This is a genomic window from Mesorhizobium sp. M0011, from assembly GCF_040324155.1.
Classification (GTDB): Bacteria; Pseudomonadota; Alphaproteobacteria; order Rhizobiales; family Rhizobiaceae; genus Mesorhizobium.
This window is the reverse complement of record NZ_JAMYVQ010000056.1, coordinates 1-18,470: the sequence shown is the minus strand read 5'-3', so window position 1 is coordinate 18,470 and position 18,470 is coordinate 1. Positions and strand designations below refer to the sequence as shown.

The 18,470-nt window shown below is 61.9% G+C and carries 12 protein-coding genes, 1 tRNA gene and 2 pseudogenes; all 15 read left to right on the top strand.

All coding sequences use genetic code 11. The features are described from left to right. Nucleotides 1-242 (top strand): EF-Tu C-terminal domain-related protein (locus NKK51_RS31525; protein ID WP_502902529.1); only part of this gene is annotated, 242 nt, incomplete at its 5' end. A 391-nt stretch (nt 243-633) separates the two neighbouring features. After that, a complete protein-coding gene (locus NKK51_RS31520) occupies nt 634-2,232 on the top strand; it encodes a COG3904 family protein (protein WP_502902530.1) in 1,599 nt (532 codons plus the stop codon). Between the two features lie 6 nt (nt 2,233-2,238). Further along, nucleotides 2,239-2,332 (top strand): annotated as a pseudogene (locus tag NKK51_RS32475) (EF-Tu C-terminal domain-related protein); the annotation flags it as partial. Between the two features lie 175 nt (nt 2,333-2,507). Further along, nucleotides 2,508-4,145, top strand: a complete 1,638-nt coding sequence (locus tag NKK51_RS31515; protein ID WP_352556177.1) for a COG3904 family protein — start codon at nt 2,508-2,510, stop codon at nt 4,143-4,145. Between the two features lie 101 nt (nt 4,146-4,246). Then, a complete protein-coding gene (locus NKK51_RS31510) occupies nt 4,247-4,783 on the top strand; it encodes a group II truncated hemoglobin (protein ID WP_352556175.1) in 537 nt (178 codons plus the stop codon). Between the two features lie 81 nt (nt 4,784-4,864). Beyond that, nucleotides 4,865-4,940, top strand: a tRNA-Trp gene (locus NKK51_RS31505). A gap of 363 nt (nt 4,941-5,303) precedes the next feature. Then, nucleotides 5,304-5,507: a preprotein translocase subunit SecE gene (gene secE, locus NKK51_RS31500; protein WP_013531408.1), complete on the top strand. Its 204-nt coding sequence runs from the start codon at nt 5,304-5,306 to the stop codon at nt 5,505-5,507. A gap of 27 nt (nt 5,508-5,534) precedes the next feature. Then, the gene (gene nusG / locus NKK51_RS31495) at nt 5,535-6,062 is read left to right on the top strand and encodes a transcription termination/antitermination protein NusG (protein WP_013531409.1); all 528 of its coding nucleotides are present in this window, start codon (nt 5,535-5,537) and stop codon (nt 6,060-6,062) included. A 158-nt stretch (nt 6,063-6,220) separates the two neighbouring features. Beyond that, nucleotides 6,221-6,649, top strand: coding sequence for a 50S ribosomal protein L11 (gene rplK / locus NKK51_RS31490; RefSeq protein WP_013531410.1), 429 nt, complete (start codon nt 6,221-6,223; stop codon nt 6,647-6,649). Between the two features lie 4 nt (nt 6,650-6,653). Then, nucleotides 6,654-7,352 carry a 50S ribosomal protein L1 gene (rplA, locus tag NKK51_RS31485; protein ID WP_127295767.1) on the top strand — a complete coding sequence of 233 codons (699 nt, stop codon included), beginning with the start codon at nt 6,654-6,656 and terminating at the stop codon, nt 7,350-7,352. Nucleotides 7,353-7,748: 396 nt separating this feature from the next. Then, the gene (rplJ, locus tag NKK51_RS31480; RefSeq protein WP_013531412.1) at nt 7,749-8,267 is read left to right on the top strand and encodes a 50S ribosomal protein L10; all 519 of its coding nucleotides are present in this window, start codon (nt 7,749-7,751) and stop codon (nt 8,265-8,267) included. 54 nt (nt 8,268-8,321) lie between these two features. After that, nucleotides 8,322-8,699: a 50S ribosomal protein L7/L12 gene (gene rplL, locus NKK51_RS31475; RefSeq protein ID WP_027038853.1), complete on the top strand. Its 378-nt coding sequence runs from the start codon at nt 8,322-8,324 to the stop codon at nt 8,697-8,699. Between the two features lie 250 nt (nt 8,700-8,949). After that, the gene (gene rpoB, locus NKK51_RS31470; RefSeq protein WP_023814288.1) at nt 8,950-13,086 is read left to right on the top strand and encodes a DNA-directed RNA polymerase subunit beta; all 4,137 of its coding nucleotides are present in this window, start codon (nt 8,950-8,952) and stop codon (nt 13,084-13,086) included. Between the two features lie 132 nt (nt 13,087-13,218). Next, on the top strand, nt 13,219-17,415 hold the full coding sequence (gene rpoC, locus NKK51_RS31465; protein WP_023814289.1) for a DNA-directed RNA polymerase subunit beta': 4,197 nt from the start codon (nt 13,219-13,221) through the stop codon (nt 17,413-17,415). A gap of 81 nt (nt 17,416-17,496) precedes the next feature. Further along, a pseudogene (locus NKK51_RS31460) lies at nt 17,497-18,161 on the top strand (O-methyltransferase). The last annotated feature ends 309 nt before the right edge of the window (nt 18,162-18,470 follow it).

The window sequence follows — 18,470 nt, the reverse complement described above, 5'->3', positions numbered from 1 at the left end:
ACGAAGGTGGCCGTCACACGCCGTTCTTCACCAACTACCGTCCGCAGTTCTACTTCCGCACGACCGACGTGACCGGCATCGTGTCGCTGCCGGAAGGCACCGAAATGGTGATGCCGGGCGACAACATCACGGTCGATGTCGAGCTGATCGTGCCGATCGCAATGGAAGAGAAGCTGCGCTTCGCCATCCGTGAAGGCGGCCGCACCGTCGGTGCCGGCATCGTCGTCACCATCAAGGAATAATCGAGCCCGGCATTCGCCGGATCGACAAGAAAAGAGCGGTCTTCGGGCCGCCCTTTTCGTTTCCGACGCTCCGCAGCACAAGTATTGCGTGCTTGTTTGAGAGCTATTGCAAGTACCGTTGCCGCAACTATTATGGATTGCATCGAGGGGGCTTTTGCCAAGCGTGGTTTTGGGGCGACGTTCAGACACTTTGGCAAGGTGGTGGCGCGAGCTGGTTCGCCTTGCGCTGGTGGTCGCGATTGCGATGGCTGGCTTCGCCGCGATGGCCGAAGATTTTTCCCCGCCGACATGGCAGACCTTTTCCGATCCGCAGACATTGTCTGATCCGACGACTTGGACCAATCCGAAGGCTTCGATCGATCCGACGATATTTTCCGATGATTTCTCGGAGATGCGAATCGTCGTCGTGCGCAGCAACGCGAACGGCTGCGAGCCCAACTGTCCGGAATGGATTTCGGCGGAAGGTGCCATCGCATCCGGCACGCCTGCTCTGCTCAAGCGTGTATTGAAAACGCTCGGACGCCGCAAACTGCCGATTATCGTCAATTCCCCGGGTGGCAATGTCAACGCCGCGCTTCAGCTTGGTCGGATGATCCGCAAGAACAAGCTCGATATCGCCGTTGGCAAGACCGAGTTTTCCGGTTGTTGGCCCGGCATGACCGACTGCCGGGCTAATGACGGCAAGGGCGTCGCCTATCTCGGCATTGCCTCTGATGGCGGCGCCATGTGCAATTCAGCCTGCCCGCTGATGTTTGCCGGCGGCGTTCGCCGCGTGGCCGGTGGGTGGGCCTATCTGGGTGTTCACCAGATCACCACCACTTATTTTCCCAGCACACGGCAGTACCGAACCACCTATAGCGTTATACGGGGCAAAAAATATCGGATCACCACAGAGACCATCACTCAAGGCGACAGCTACAAGACCTATGAAATGAGCAAGGGGTTTGCGAGGAGGATCTCGGCCTATCTCCGGGAGATGGGTGTCGGACAGGGCGTGCTGGACAGAATGAAGGCGACGCCGGCCAGCGATATCAGGCAGATCAGCCTCCACGATATGCTGACGATGAAATTAGCCACCAGCACGGACACCGTAGACCTGTTTACCAGCGCCAGCCCGTGCATGCTGGACAAGTTGGCCCCGAACTGCCGAGAAATACCGGCGAACAAGCCAGCCGGCGGACAAACGGCTGCCGCCAAGCTGGCCAAGGCGGCAACGATAAAAGCGAAGACCGCACCTTCTGAAAAGGCTAAAGCCCCACTTTCCAAGCCGGCCAAGGCTCTGCCTACCAAGCCGTTCGAGCCGGCGCCGGGAAACGGGGCGCCTGAGATGCGCTTTGTGGTCATTCGCGGCAGCGATCCGCTCTGCAATCCCGACTGCCCGGAATGGATCTCGGCGGAAGGCGCGATCACGCCCCAGACCCCGCAGAGGCTGCGCGAGTTGCTTGCCGTGCCTGGCAACCAGCGGCTTCCCTTGTTGATCAGCTCACGGGGAGGCGACTTGTTCAGCGCTTTGAGGGCGGGGCGGCTTATCCATGAACGGAAGCTCGACGTCGCCGTCGCCCGCACCAATATCGTAGGCTGCGATGCGCCCCAGGCAGGTTGCTTGGCTGATAACGGTGCCTATGTCGGGCTGGTTAGCGACTTTGGAGTGGAGTGCGATTCAGCCTGCGCGCTCATGCTTGCCGGCGGCGCCAAGCGGCTGGTCGATCCCAGGGCGCGGCTCAGCATGTACTCGATGGGACAGAAACTGATAGTTCAAGCCTACCTGGAGGAGATGGCGATCAACCCGGGTCTGTTCGCCGCGATAGAGCTGAACTCGGTCGAGCGTCAGCTCGAACCAGACATGATGCTGAAAGTCGGACTTGTGACCGGGCCGGAGTCGGCGGATGCGCTGACGGGCGCCGCCATTTGCAGATCCTCACCCAAGGCCGACAACTGCCGGCTTCCGCCGGCCGCCAACGCCGAGGCGAACGCGCTACCGAAGCTTTAACCCGCATTGGAGCTGATCGTGCCGATCGCCATGGAAGCGCTTCGCTATCCGTGAAGGCGGCTGCACCGTCGGTGCCGGCATCGTCATCACCATCAAGGATAGCTACACCGGCCTGTGCCTGTCAGGTTCGAAACAGAAAAGGACGGTCCTTGGGACCTGGCGTTTCGCCGGCCTTTTCTTTCGCCCCAGAGACCGGTGCCACCTTGTCGCTCGGACCCTGTTGCAAGCCTTTGGACCTTGTCTAGTATAGGTTGCATCAAGGGGCTTTTTGCAGAATGGTTTCAGGGCGCCTTCACCGTTGTCGGGCATTGTGGTCGCTGGCATTGATCTGCCTGCTGGCATTGCTTGCCACGGGCCCGGTAGCCTTTGCGGCGGATGCGGCGCCGGATCTTGGGCCGACGATGCGGTTCGGCATTGTCCGCAGCAACGCACCGGGGTGCGAGCCGATCTGCCCGGAATGGATATCGGCCGAGGGCTCGATAGAAGCCGGAACGCCGGCTCTCTTCAAACGCACGCTGAAGATGCTTGGCGGGCGGAAACTGCCCGTTGTCGTGGATTCTCCCGGCGGCAATGTCGAAGCGGCGCTGACGCTTGGCCGGCTGATCCGCAAGAACAAGCTCGATATCGCCATCGGCAAGACGGTGTTTTCCAGCTGCCAGCCCGACGCGAAGGGGTGCCAGGACCGTGACGCCCGCTACTTCGGCGATGTCATCGACTATGGCGCCATGTGCAATTCCGCCTGTCCTCTGATGTTTGCCGGCGGTATCAGGCGGGTGGCCGGCGAATGGGCCTATCTCGGCGTCCATCAGATCACCACGACCTATATCCGCACGAAATTGCAATACCGGACCACCTACCGCATCGTGGCGGGCAAGAAGAAGATCCTCAACACAAAGATCGTCAGCCGCAAGAACGCCGGCAGCTACAAGACCTACGAGATGAGCAAGTCCGTGGAGAAAAAGCTGGCGGCCTACCTGGACCAGATGGGCATCGAACAAAGCATGCTCGAAACGATGAAGGGCACCCCGGCCAGCGAAATCCACCAGATCGCCCTCGACGACATGCTGGCAATGAAGCTGGTCACCAGTACGGACGCTGTTGGCCTGCTGATCGCGGCAAGCCTGTGCGAGCCCGGCCGCCTGGCCGCGAATTGCCGGGAGGTGCCGGGGAACAAGCCTGATGGCCTGACGGCGACCGCGGCCAAGCCAACGCTAGCGATCGAACCCGAGGCGGCGCGGCGCGATGAAGACATGCGCTTCGTCGTCGTTCGCGGCACCAATCCGCTCTGCAATCCAGACTGCCCGGAATGGATCTCGGCGGAAGGCGCGATCACCCCCCAGACCCCGCAGAAGCTGCGCCAATTGCTCGCCACGCTCGGCAAACGGCAACTTCCTGTCGTGATCAGCTCGAGGGGAGGCGACCTGTTCAGCGCCTTGGCGGCGGGACGGCTTATCCATGAAAAGAAGCTAGACGTCGCCGTTGGCCGCACCGATTTCGTCGGCTGTGACCCGGCAGCGTGGAATTGCCTGGCCAACGAGGGCGCCTATGCCGGGCTGAGCATCGATGCGGGCGTGGAGTGCGATTCGGCCTGCGCGCTCATGCTTGCCGGCGGCATCAGGCGGCTTGTCGGTCCCCAGGCGCGACTTAGCCTCTACCCGATGGGGCAAAAGCAGATGGTCAAGGCCTATCTCGAGGAGATGGCGATCGGTCCCGCCCTGTTCGCGGCGATCGAGCGGCGCTCGGTCGAGCGCCGGCTGGAACCCGGCATGATGCTGAAGGTCGGCCTGACGACCGGCCTGCAATCGGTCGACGCGCTGACCGGTGCCACCATTTGCGAGGCGGTGCCAAGACCCGAGAATTGCCGGATCCGGCCTTCCGCCAATGCCGAGGCCGACGCGCCGGCCAAATTGTAGTGTGCGGCGGAGCCGGAACTGGCCATCGAGGCAGGTTGAGACACTTCCGATTGTTCCGCTATCGTCGCTGCTGGCGGCGCCAGGCAGGCGGAGGATCGAGAATGAGCCAGGACATCCCGACACTCTACGAATGGGCCGGCGGCAGCGAGGCCCTGAACCGGCTGACCCAGACTTTCTATGACAAGGTGGCGCAGGACCCGATCGTCGGACCGGTGTTCAAGACCATGTCGCCGGATCATCCCGCCCATGTCGCGGCCTTCATCGGCGAGGTTTTCGGCGGACCGAAAACCTACAGCGAGCAGTTCGGCGGCCACCGCGAGATGGTCATGCACCATCTGGGCAAGCATCTGAGCGAGGAGCAGCGCCGGCGCTGGATCAGCTTCCTGGCCGATGCAGCCGACGCGGTCGGCCTGCCTGACGATCCCGAATTCCGTTCGGCCTTCATGGGCTATGTCGAATGGGGATCGCGTCTGGCCAAGACGAACTCCAACCTCGGCGAGACATGCGATCCCGAAACGGAACCGTTGCCGGCCTGGGGCTGGGGCGTGCCGGGCGGCCCTATCGGCCACAGGAGCCAAAGTAACTTCCCGCCGAACGGGCTGGTCGTCAGCTGTCCCGATTCTGGCGCAGGGGATTAAGGCACGTTTGCTTGCGAACCGCTCTTTACAGAGCGTGCGGAAGCTTTTAGGAAGCGCCGTCTGCGCCGACATGCGCACGATACGGGCATAGCTCAGTTGGTAGAGCGGCGGTCTCCAAAACCGCAGGTCGTAGGTTCGAGCCCTGCTGCCCGTGCCATTTCCCAAAATGGCGTTTCAAAACGATATTTCCATGGTCTGGCCTTTGAAAATCGGCGACCCGCTTGCCATATAAGGTCGATTGGGGCATAAGAGCGCCATAGCCGGGACGGAACGACTGGATGGTTCCGAGGCGGTGTTTGGTCATAAAGCGGAGACTTGCCACTTGCGTGGATCAAGAATCGGTTTTATGTAGACGAAACAGACACGCGACGCGTGGAGCTGGGAAACCGGCTTTACGCGTCTGATTTGCATGGGCGAAATGATTGCGCTGATTCGGCGCGAAATTCGCTCAGGCGGCACATCCCGGCCAGCGGGATCATCCAGGAGACCCGGCCAACGGGTCTTGAAGACAGAGCGGCATATGGCTTCGAAAACCACAAATCCTTTCGTCTTTCTCCAGCAGGTCCGCGCGGAGACCGCCAAGGTGACTTGGCCGTCGCGGCGCGAAACGATGATCTCGACGGTGATGGTTCTGGCCTTCGCAGTGATCGCGATGATCTTTTTCTTCACCGCCGATCAGCTCATGGGCCTCGCGGTCGAACAGATTCTGGGCATCGGACGCTAAGTCCGGCGATTACGGAGAAGTCTTGAAATGACCGCGCGCTGGTACATCGTCCACGCCTATTCGAACTTTGAAAAGAAGGTCGCCGAGGATATCGAGAACAAGGCCAAGCAGAAGGGCCTGTCCGCCGACATCCACCAGATCGTGGTTCCGACCGAGAAGGTCGTCGAAGTTCGCCGCGGCCGCAAGGTCGATGCCGAGCGCAAGTTCTTCCCGGGCTACGTGCTCCTGAAGGCCAATCTGACCGATGCGGTGTTCTCGCTGGTCAAGAACACACCGAAGGTCACCGGCTTCCTGGGTGACTCCAAGCCGGTGCCGATCACCGAGGCGGAAGCGCAGCGCATCCTGAACCAGGTGCAGGAAGGCGTCGAGCGGCCCAAGCCCTCGGTCACGTTCGAGATCGGCGAAGCGATCCGCGTTTCGGACGGTCCCTTCGCGTCGTTCAACGGTTTCGTCCAGGAAGTGGACGAGGAGCGGGCGCGGCTCAAGGTGGAAGTTTCGATCTTCGGGCGCGCCGTGCCGGTCGATCTGGAATTCGGACAGGTCGAAAAGGGCTGATCCGAAATCCCTGACGCCGGTTTGGCGATCAGGGGAGGCGGCGCGGAAGCGCGGCCTGAGAACGGTGGGAGACGAATGCGGCTTTAGCCGGCCGCATGGATCGCACCACCAGACTGCAACCGCCGGCGTGACCGGCATAGACAAAGGCAGGAAAAGAGATGGCTAAGAAAATTGCAGGCCAGCTCAAGCTCCAGGTGAAAGCGGGATCGGCTACGCCGTCTCCCCCGATCGGCCCGGCGCTTGGTCAGCGTGGCATCAACATCATGGAATTCTGCAAGGCGTTCAACGCGCAGACCCAGGAAATGGAAAAGGGATCGCCGGTTCCGGTCGTCATCACCTACTATCAGGACAAGTCCTTCACCTTCGTCATGAAGACGGCGCCGGTGAGCTACTTCCTGAAGAAGGCGGCGAACCTGACGTCTGGTTCCAAGGAGCCGGGCAAGGTCAAGGCCGGTACGGTTTCGCGTGACAAGGTCCGCGAGATTGCCACCGCGAAGATGAAAGACCTGAACGCAAACGACGTCGAAGCGGCCATGCGCATGGTCGAGGGCTCCGCCCGCTCGATGGGTCTGGAAGTGGTGGGCTAAGATCATGGCAAAGATTGCAAAGCGTGTATCGAAGACCCGCGAAGGCATCGATCCCAACAAGGCTTATGCCCTGGGTGATGCGCTGAAGCTGCTCAAGGACCGTTCCTCGGTGAAGTTCGATGAGACCATCGAAGTCGCCATGAACCTCGGCGTCGACCCGCGCCATGCCGACCAGATGGTCCGCGGCGTGGTCAACCTGCCGAACGGCACCGGCCGCTCGGTGCGTGTCGCCGTGTTCGCCCGTGGCGACAAGGCAGACGAAGCCCGCGCCGCCGGCGCCGACATCGTCGGTGCCGAGGATCTGGTCGACATCGTCCAGAAGGGTACGATCGATTTCGATCGCTGCATCGCCACGCCGGACATGATGCCGCTGGTCGGCCGTCTGGGCAAAGTGCTCGGCCCGCGCGGCATGATGCCGAACCCGAAGGTCGGCACCGTCACCACCGACGTTGCCGCCGCCGTCAAGGCGTCCAAGGGCGGCGCCGTCGAGTTCCGTGTCGAGAAGGCTGGCATCGTCCATGCCGGCGTCGGCAAGGTCTCGTTCGACGTCAAGGCTCTGGAAGAGAACATCCGCGCCTTCGCCGATGCGGTGACCAAGGCAAAGCCGACTGGCGCCAAGGGCAACTACGTCAAGAAGGTGTCTGTCACCTCGACGATGGGCCCGGGCCTCAAGCTCGACGTCTCGACACTCGTGGCGTCCTGATAAGTTTTGATCGAGATCGGCCGGTAAACGGCTGATCTGCAAAGAATTCCGGGCCTCCGACCTAGTTGGCGGCCCGGTGCCGGAAGTCGAAAGGCTTTCCGGACATCCTGTCCGAGATTGCAGGCGGCCCAGAAGCCTTAATTCGATTTGGGCCTGCATGAGACGGGTGAAGACCGGACAACGGAGCGATTGCTCCAATGAAAGGTTCGAACCGTGTTTGCCTTTTGTCTGCGCATCGCCGGCTTGACTGTCGATGTGGCGAAAGGGGGCAGGATCCTCGAGCGTCGTTCGGGAGATCCGTTACTGGATGGCCCGGCCGACAAAAGGCAACCCGACGCCTGTCCTCGTCAATGGGATGTTCCCGTTAACAGGATTGGGGTCAACTGGAGATAGGCAGTGGACAGAGCGGAAAAACGCGAACTCGTCACGGGCCTGAACGGTGCGTTCTCGAACGCAGGTTCAGTGGTCGTGGCCCACTACGCCGGTATCACCGTCGCGCAAATGAACGACCTTCGGTCGAAAATGCGCGCCGCCGGTGGCACCGTCAAAGTCGCGAAGAACCGTCTCGCCAAAATCGCTCTTCAGGGCACGGACTCCGCATCGATCATCGAGCTGTTCAAGGGACAGACGCTGATTGCTTATTCGGAGGATCCGATTGCGGCGCCGAAGGTCGCGTCCGATTTCGCCAAGGGAAATGACAAGCTCGTCATTCTCGGCGGCGCAATGGGCACCACCTCGCTCAATGCCGACGGTGTGAAGGCACTCGCCACACTTCCGTCGCTCGATGAGCTGCGCGCCAGGCTGGTTGGCATGATCGCCACGCCGGCAACCCGGATCGCCCAGATCGTCAATGCGCCAGCGGCTTCGGTCGCGCGCGTCATCGGCGCTTACGCCCGGAAGGACGAGGCGGCATGAGGCCGTTCCTCGCTATCACAAACACACGTTCGAACCTGATGAAGGAATACAACAATGGCTGATCTCGCAAAGATCGTAGACGACCTTTCGAAGCTGACCGTCCTCGAGGCGGCCGAGCTGTCGAAGCTTCTGGAAGAAAAGTGGGGCGTTTCCGCCGCTGCTCCGGTGGCTGTTGCCGCCGCTGGCGGTGGTGCGGCCGCAGCTGCTCCGGTCGAGGAAAAGACGGAATTCGACGTCGTCCTCACCGAGGCAGGCGCTCAGAAGATCAACGTCATCAAGGAAGTCCGCGCCATCACCGGTCTTGGCCTCAAGGAAGCCAAGGATCTGGTCGAAGCGGCTCCGAAGCCGGTCAAGGAAGCCGTTTCCAAGGCCGACGCTGACAAGTTCAAGGCCCAGCTGGAAGCAGCCGGCGCCAAGGTCGAACTGAAGTAAGCGTAAAGCGGCGGGCGGCCTCGCGCCGTCCGCCACTCCCTTCGCCCGAAGGGAGAGCGCGTAACGCGAGATCTGCGAGAACCTCTTTCCTGAGGGCCGAAAACCGGCCTTCAGGAAACGGGTTTTCTCCCGTTCTAACCGGCCGCCGACAGGCGCCGGGAAAACAGACAGAGGGTTGCCGCCAAGGTGGCCCAGCATGCAAGGCGAGCCGCGGCGAGGCTCGTCCCGAGTTTAGAGCTAAGGAGCGACGATGGCCCAGACCCAGACTTTCAATGGCCGCAGACGCGTACGCAAGTTCTTCGGAAAGATTCCGGAAGTTGCGGAGATGCCGAACCTGATCGAGGTCCAGAAGGCATCCTATGACCAGTTCCTGATGGTGGCGGAGCCCAAGGGTGGGCGTCCGGACGAGGGACTGCAGGCCGTTTTCAAGTCGGTCTTCCCGATCTCCGATTTTTCCGGCTCCTCGATGCTGGAGTTCGTGAAGTACGAGTTCGAAGGACCGAAATTCGACGTTGACGAATGCCGTCAGCGCGACCTGACCTATGCCGCGCCGCTCAAGGTGACGCTGCGCCTCATCGTGTTCGATATCGACGAGGATACCGGCGCCAAGTCCATCAAGGACATCAAGGAGCAGGACGTCTACATGGGCGACATGCCGCTCATGACGCTGAACGGCACCTTCATCGTCAACGGCACCGAGCGCGTCATCGTTTCGCAGATGCACCGTTCGCCGGGCGTCTTCTTCGACCATGACAAGGGCAAGTCGCACTCGTCGGGCAAGCTTCTGTTTGCCGCGCGCGTCATCCCCTATCGCGGCTCGTGGCTCGACATCGAGTTCGATTCCAAGGACGTCGTGCACGCCCGCATCGATCGTCGCCGCAAGATTCCGGTGACGTCGCTGCTGATGGCGCTCGGCATGGACGGCGAAGAAATCCTGTCGACCTTCTACAACAAGATCACCTACAAGCGCGCCGGCGACCATTGGCGCATTCCGTTCAACGTCGAGCGTTTCCGCGGCCTCAAGGCCGTCGGCGACCTGGTCGATGCCGATACCGGCGAAGTCGTCGTCGAAGCCGGCAAGAAGATCACGGCACGTCAGGCTCGGGCGCTTGGCGAAAAGGGTCTGAAGGCGATCAAGGCGACCGACGAGGATCTGCTCGGCAACTACCTGGCCGAGGACATCGTCAACTACGCCACTGGCGAGATATTCCTCGAAGCCGGGGACGAGATCGACGAGAAGACGCTGAAGGTTCTACTCGGCACCGGCGAAGACGAGATCAAGGTTCTCGACATCGACCACGTCAATGTCGGCGCCTATATCCGCAACACGCTCAACGTCGACAAGAACGAGAGCCGCCAGGACGCGCTGTTCGACATCTATCGTGTCATGCGCCCCGGCGAGCCGCCGACGCTCGAAACCGCCGAAGCCATGTTCAACTCGCTGTTCTTCGACAGTGAGCGCTACGATCTGTCGGCCGTTGGCCGCGTCAAGATGAACATGCGCCTCGAGCTCAAGGCCGAGGACACCGTGCGCGTGCTGCGCAAGGACGACATCCTGGCCGTGGTCAGGACGCTGGTTGAACTGCGCGACGGCAAGGGCGAGATCGACGACATCGACAATCTCGGCAACCGCCGCGTGCGTTCGGTCGGCGAGCTGATGGAAAACCAGTACCGCGTCGGCCTGCTGCGCATGGAACGCGCGATCAAGGAGCGTATGTCCTCGATCGAGATCGACACGGTCATGCCGCAGGACCTGATCAACGCCAAGCCGGCGGCTGCCGCCGTGCGCGAGTTCTTCGGTTCCTCGCAGCTGTCGCAGTTCATGGACCAGACCAACCCGCTGTCGGAGATCACCCACAAGCGCCGCCTTTCGGCGCTTGGACCGGGCGGTCTGACCCGCGAGCGCGCCGGCTTCGAGGTGCGCGACGTGCACCCGACGCATTACGGCCGCATCTGCCCGATCGAGACGCCGGAAGGCCCGAATATCGGTCTGATCAACTCGCTGGCCACCTTCGCACGCGTCAACAAGTACGGCTTCATCGAGAGCCCGTACCGCAAGATCGTCGACGGCAAGCTGACCAATGACGTCGTCTATCTCTCGGCGATGGAAGAGGCCAAGCACCACGTCGCGCAGGCCAACGCCGAGCTCGACAAGAACGGTGGTTTCGTCGACGAATTCGTCATTTGCCGCAGTGCCGGCGAAGTGATGATGGCGCCGCGCGAAAACGTCGATCTGATGGACGTGTCGCCCAAGCAGATGGTGTCGGTGGCCGCGGCCCTGATCCCGTTCCTGGAAAACGACGACGCCAACCGCGCTCTGATGGGCTCGAACATGCAGCGTCAGGCCGTGCCGCTGGTGCGCGCCGAGGCGCCGTTCGTCGGCACCGGCATGGAGCCGATCGTCGCCCGTGACTCGGGCGCCGCCATCGGCGCCCGCCGCGGCGGCATCGTCGACCAGGTGGACGCGACGCGTATCGTTATCCGCGCCACCGAAGATCTCGATCCGGGCAAGTCCGGCGTCGATATCTACCGGTTGATGAAGTTCCAGCGTTCGAACCAGAACACCTGCATCAACCAGCGTCCGCTGGTTCGCATGGGTGACCTCGTCAACAAGGGCGACATCATCGCCGACGGTCCGTCGACCGAGCTCGGTGATCTGGCGCTCGGCCGCAACGTGCTGGTCGCGTTCATGCCGTGGAATGGCTACAACTACGAGGACTCGATCCTCCTGTCCGAACGCATCGTGGCCGATGACGTCTTCACCTCGATCCATATCGAGGAGTTCGAGGTCATGGCGCGCGATACCAAGCTCGGGCCGGAGGAAATCACGCGCGACATTCCGAACGTCTCGGAAGAAGCGCTGAAGAACCTCGACGAAGCCGGCATCGTCTACATCGGTGCGGAAGTTCAGCCGGGCGACATCCTGGTCGGCAAGATCACGCCGAAGGGCGAAAGCCCAATGACGCCGGAAGAGAAGCTTCTGCGCGCCATCTTCGGCGAAAAGGCATCCGATGTGCGCGACACCTCGATGCGCATGCCTCCTGGCACTTTCGGCACCGTCGTCGAGGTGCGCGTCTTCAATCGCCACGGTGTGGAGAAGGACGAGCGCGCCATGGCGATCGAGCGCGAGGAGATCGAACGCCTCGCCAAGGACCGCGACGACGAGCAGGCCATCCTGGACCGTAACGTCTACGCGCGTCTTTCCGACGTGCTCGTCGGCAAGGAAGCGATCGCCGGACCGAAGGGCTTCAAGAAGGGCTCGACGCTGTCCAAGGATACGCTCGACGAGTATCCGCGTTCGCAGTGGTGGCAGTTTGCCGTGGAGAACGAAAAGCTCCAGAGCGAACTGGAAGCCCTGCGTGGCCAGTACGACGATTCCAAGAAGGCGCTCGAACAGCGTTTCATGGACAAGGTCGAGAAGGTCCAGCGCGGCGACGAAATGCCTCCGGGCGTCATGAAGATGGTCAAGGTCTTCGTGGCCGTGAAGCGCAAGATGCAGCCCGGCGACAAGATGGCCGGCCGTCACGGCAACAAGGGTGTCGTGTCGCGGATCGTTCCGGTCGAGGACATGCCTTTCCTCGAGGACGGCACGCATGCCGATATCGTGCTCAACCCGCTGGGTGTGCCGAGCCGCATGAATGTCGGCCAGATCCTGGAAACGCATCTGGGCTGGGCATGCGCGGGCATGGGCAGGAAGATCGGCGAGCTGATCGACACGTACAAGGCAGCCGGCGACATCAAGCCGCTGCGCAAGACGCTCGAGAGCTTCATCCCGGCCAACGACCGCAACGAGCCGGTTCGTGACTATGACGACGAGAGCATCGTTCGCCTCAGCGAGCAGATGCGCCGCGGCGTCTCGATCGCGACCCCGGTGTTCGACGGCGCGCATGAGGCTGACATCAACATCATGCTGGAGCAGGCGGGCCTGCACACCAGCGGTCAGTCGCAGCTCTATGACGGACGCACGGGCGAGCCGTTCGATCGCAAGGTGACGATGGGCTACATATATATGCTCAAGCTTCACCATCTCGTGGACGACAAGATCCACGCGCGTTCGATCGGTCCGTACTCGCTCGTCACGCAGCAGCCGCTGGGCGGCAAGGCGCAGTTCGGTGGCCAGCGCTTCGGCGAGATGGAAGTCTGGGCGCTCGAAGCATACGGCGCCGCCTACACGCTGCAGGAAATGCTGACGGTGAAGTCCGACGACGTCGCCGGCCGTACCAAGGTCTACGAGGCGATCGTCCGTGGCGACGACACCTTCGAGGCCGGCATCCCCGAGAGCTTCAACGTTCTCGTCAAGGAAATGCGGTCTCTCGGCCTCAATGTCGAGCTGGAGAACACCAAGCTCGACGACAACCCTGTCCGGCTGCCCGACGCGGCCGAGTAAACAAGACGCTCGGTCGCGGAAATCGCGACCGAGCGCACCAAATTCTTCGGCCGGTGGCCGACACACGACGGCGGGCGTTTGGCTCGCGACTAGATGCAAGGGGTCTTCGAGGACCCCGAAAAGGAGAACGGCATGAACCAAGAGGTCATGAATCTCTTCAATCCGCAGGCGCCTGCGCAGGTGTTCGATTCCATCCGGATATCGCTTGCCAGCCCTGAGAAGATTCTGTCCTGGTCTTTCGGCGAGATCAAGAAGCCGGAGACCATCAACTACCGCACCTTCAAGCCGGAGCGTGACGGTCTGTTCTGCGCGCGCATTTTTGGCCCGATCAAGGACTATGAGTGCCTGTGCGGCAAGTACAAGCGCATGAAGTACAAGGGCGTCATCTGCGAGAAGTGCGGCGTTGAAGTCACGCTGTCGCGCGTTCGCCGCGAGCGCATGGGCCATATCGAACTGGCGGCACCGGTCGCCCATATCTGGTTCCTGAAGTCGCTTCCGTCGCGCATCGGCACGCTGCTCGACATGACCCTGAAGGACATCGAGCGCGTCCTCTACTTCGAGAACTACATCGTCACCGAACCCGGCCTCACCGCGCTGAAGGAGCACCAGCTGCTCAGCGAGGAAGAGTACATGATCGCCGTCGACGAGTATGGCGAGGATTCGTTCACCGCCATGATCGGCGCCGAGGCCATTCATGACCTCCTGGCCGGCATGGACCTGGAGAAGATCGCCGGCGACCTGCGTTCGGAACTGGCTTCGACCACCTCCGAGCTGAAGCAGAAGAAGTATCTGAAGCGGCTCAAGGTCGTCGAGAACTTCATGGAATCCGGCAACCGTCCGGAATGGATGATCATGAAGGTGGTTCCGGTGATCCCGCCGGACCTGCGTCCGCTGGTTCCTCTGGATGGTGGACGCTTCGCCACGTCGGATCTGAACGACCTCTATCGCCGCGTCATCAACCGCAACAATCGTCTGAAGCGGCTGATCGAGCTGCGCGCTCCCGGCATCATCGTGCGCAATGAAAAGCGCATGCTGCAGGAAGCCGTCGATGCGCTGTTCGACAACGGCCGTCGCGGCCGCGTCATCACCGGCGCCAACAAGCGCCCGCTGAAGTCGCTGTCCGACATGCTCAAGGGCAAGCAGGGCCGGTTCCGTCAGAACCTGCTCGGCAAGCGCGTCGACTATTCCGGCCGCTCGGTCATCGTGACCGGTCCGGAGCTCAAGCTGCACCAGTGCGGCCTGCCGAAGAAGATGGCGCTCGAACTGTTCAAGCCCTTCATCTATGCCCGTCTCGACGCCAAGGGTTACTCCTCGACCGTCAAGCAGGCGAAGAAGCTGGTCGAGAAGGAACGTCCGGAAGTCTGGGATATCCTCGACGAGGTCATCCGCGAGCATCCGGTGCTGCTGAACCGCGCGCCGACGCTGCACCGTCTCGGCATCCAGGCGTTCGAGCCGATCCTGATCGAAGGCAAGGCGATCCAGCTGCACCCGCTGGTCTGCACGGCCTTCAACGCCGACTTCGACGGCGACCAGATGGCCGTTCACGTGCCGCTGTCGCTGGAAGCGCAGCTCGAAGCCCGCGTGCTGATGATGTCGACCAACAACATCCTGCACCCGGCTTCCGGCGCGCCGATCATCGTGCCGTCGCAGGACATGGTTCTGGGTCTCTACTATCTCTCGATCGTCAACCAGAACGAGCCGGGCGAGGGCATGGTGTTTGCCGACATGGGCGAACTCCAGCACGCGCTCGAGACCAAGGCCGTGACGCTGCACTCCAAGATCAAGGGTCGTTTCCGCACGGTCGACGCCGAAGGCAAGGTGGTGTCGAAGATCCATGACACCACGCCTGGCCGCATGATCATCGGCGAGCTTCTGCCGAAGAACGTCAACGTGCCTTACGAGACCGCCAACCAGGAGATGACCAAGAAGAACATCTCCAAGATGATCGACACCGTCTACCGCCATTGCGGTCAGAAGGAGACGGTCATTTTCTGCGATCGCATCATGGCTCTCGGCTTCAGCCATGCCTGCCGTGCCGGCATTTCGTTCGGCAAGGACGACATGCTGATCCCGGATGCCAAGATCAAGCTGGTCTCCGACACCGAGGCTTTGGCCAAGGAATACGAGCAGCAGTACAATGACGGTCTGATCACGCAGGGCGAGAAGTACAACAAGGTCGTCGACGCCTGGGCCAAGTGCTCGGAAAAGGTCGCCGACGAGATGATGGCCCGCATCAAGGCGGTCGAGTTCGAGGACAATGGCCGTCAGAAGCCGATGAACTCGATCTACATGATGTCGCACTCCGGTGCGCGTGGCTCGCCCACCCAGATGCGTCAGCTTGCCGGCATGCGCGGCCTTATGGCCAAGCCGTCGGGTGAAATCATCGAAACGCCGATCATCTCGAACTTCAAGGAAGGCCTGACCGTGCTCGAGTACTTCAACTCGACCCACGGCGCCCGCAAGGGTCTGGCCGACACCGCCTTGAAGACGGCGAACTCGGGTTACCTCACCCGTCGTCTGGTCGACGTGGCGCAGGATTGCATCGTCAACTCCGTCGACTGCGGCACCGACAAGGGCCTCACCATGCAGCCGATCGTCGATGCCGGTCAGGTCGTCGCTTCGGTCGGCCAGCGCGTGCTGGGCCGTACGTCGCTCGACGACATCACACATCCGGTGTCGGGCGAGATCCTGGTCAAGGCCGGAACGCTGATGGACGAGCGTGACGTGGAACAGATCGAAAAGGCCGGCGTCCAGTCGGTCCGCATCCGCTCGGCACTGACTTGCGAAGTCAGGGTTGGCGTCTGCGCGGTCTGCTACGGTCGCGATCTGGCCCGCGGCACCCCGGTCAACCAGGGTGAAGCTGTCGGCGTCATCGCGGCGCAGTCGATCGGCGAGCCGGGCACGCAGCTCACCATGCGTACCTTCCACATGGGCGGTACCGCGCAGGTGGTGGACAGCTCGTTCCTTGAAGCCTCGTATGAGGGCAAGGTCGAGATCCGCAACCGCAACGTGGTGCGCAACTCCGACGGCCAGCAGATGGTCATGGGCCGCAACATGGCGGTGCTGATCCTCGACGAAGCCGGCAAGGAGCGCGCCTCGCACCGTCTCACCTATGGTTCGCGCATCTTCGTGGACGATGGTGACAAGGTGAAGCGCGGCCAGCGTATCGCCGAGTGGGATCCCTATACCCGTCCAGTCCTCACCGAAATCGAGGGCAGGGTGTCGTACGAGGATCTGGTCGACGGCATTTCCGTTCAGGAAACGGCCGACGAGTCGACCGGCATCACCAAGCGTGAGGTCATCGACTGGCGCTCGACGCCACGCGGTAACGACCTGAAGCCGGCGATCGCGATCCAGGACGCCAAGGGCAAGGTCGGCAAGCTGTCGAAGGGCGGCGACGCCCGCTTCCTGCTCTCGGTCGAGGCCATTCTTTCGGTCGAGCCGGGCTCGCAGGTTCGTCCCGGCGACGTGCTGGCGCGTATTCCGATGGAAAGCGCCAAGACCAAGGACATCACCGGCGGTCTGCCGCGTGTTGCCGAACTGTTCGAGGCACGTCGTCCGAAGGATCACGCCATCATCGCCGAGATCGACGGCACGATCCGCTTCGGCCGCGACTACAAGAACAAGCGTCGCATCATCATCGAGCCGCATGACTCGACGCTTGAGCCGGTCGAATACCTGATCCCGAAGGGCAAGCCGTTCCATCTCCAGGACGGCGACGTCATCGAGAAGGGCGACTACATCCTCGACGGCAATCCGGCGCCGCACGACATCCTGGCGATCAAGGGCGTGGAGGCACTTGCTTCCTACCTTGTCAACGAGATCCAGGAAGTCTATCGTCTGCAGGGCGTGCAGATCAACGACAAGCACATCGAGGTGATCGTTCGCCAGATGCTGCAGAAGGTCGAGATCACGGTGCAGGGCGACTCGACCTACATCCCGGGCGATCATGTCGACGTGATCGAACTGGAAGAGGTCAACGAGCGTCTGGTCGAGGACGGCAAGAAGCCGGCCGAAGGCCTGCCGGTGCTGCTCGGCATCACCAAGGCATCGCTGCAGACGCCATCCTTCATCTCGGCCGCCTCCTTCCAGGAGACGACCCGAGTGCTGACGGAAGCCGCGGTTGCCGGCAAGACCGACATGCTGCAGGGACTGAAGGAAAACGTCATCGTCGGCCGGCTTATCCCGGCCGGCACCGGCGGCACGATGAGCCAGATTCGGCGCATCGCCACCTCGCGCGACGAACTGATCATCGACGAGCGCCGCAAGGCCTCGGGTGTGGAAGTCGCCGAGCCGATGCTGGCCGACATGACAACCGCCGCGCAGTAAGCGGACGGAAAGGGAAGAGGAAAAGGGGCCGAATGGCCCCTTTTCGCGTTTAGGTCTCCAATTGGATCGGAGAAGAAAACGATGAGCAAAAGAAGCTGGGCGGCAGTCGACGACTACATCGTCGGTTCCCTGTTTGAGGCGGACCCCGTGCTTGATGCCGTTCTGGCGGCCAACCACGATCAGGGCCTGCCGGCGATCGACGTGTCGCCGGCGCAGGGCAAGCTGCTTTCCCTTCTTGCGCGGATGCGGGGAGCCAAAAAGGTTCTCGAAATCGGCACGCTGGGCGGCTATTCGACCATCTGGATGGCGCGCGCACTGCCTGCCGACGGCAAGATCGTGACGCTTGAACTCGATCCGCATCACGCCAGCGTCGCGCGATCGAATTTCGAGCGGGCAGGCGTCTCGGAGCGGGTGGAACTGCGGGTCGGGCCTGCCCTTCAGTCACTTGCAGCACTTGGCGCCGAGAATGCCGGGCCATTCGACTTCATCTTCATCGATGCCGACAGCCGAACAATCCGCACTACCTGTCCTGGGCCATGCGGTTGTCGCGGCCCGGAACCGTCATCGTCTGCGACAATGTCATACGCGACGGTGCCGTGGTGAATGAAGATGGCCGCGACGCCAATGTCGAAGGGGCACGCGCCGCATTCTCGTTCATCGGCAGCGAGAAGCGTCTGGACGGCACCGCCATCCAGACCGTTGGCGCCAAGGGCTATGACGGCTTTGCCATTGCGATCGTGGAGTGAGACCACACCATGATTGTCTGAATGACGTTGATATGAGGCCAAGTCGGTCGTGCTCAGCTGTCATCGGCTGCTCGTTTGACGACCGGCTTCCCCCAATCCGTCGCTGCTTCGCAGCGCCACCTTTCCCCCCTCCGGAGGGAAAGGAAGCCGCGTTGGACGAGAGTTGGCGGCAATAGGTTCGCGCCCCTTCCTCTACCCCGTCGATCGGGGGAGAGCGACTATCTGGGGTGTCAAGTTGCAATTACGAACTCGTTGCGCGCATCGCGTGCTTTTGCATTGAGGATGACCAGGAGTTTTCTGGCGAGTGCG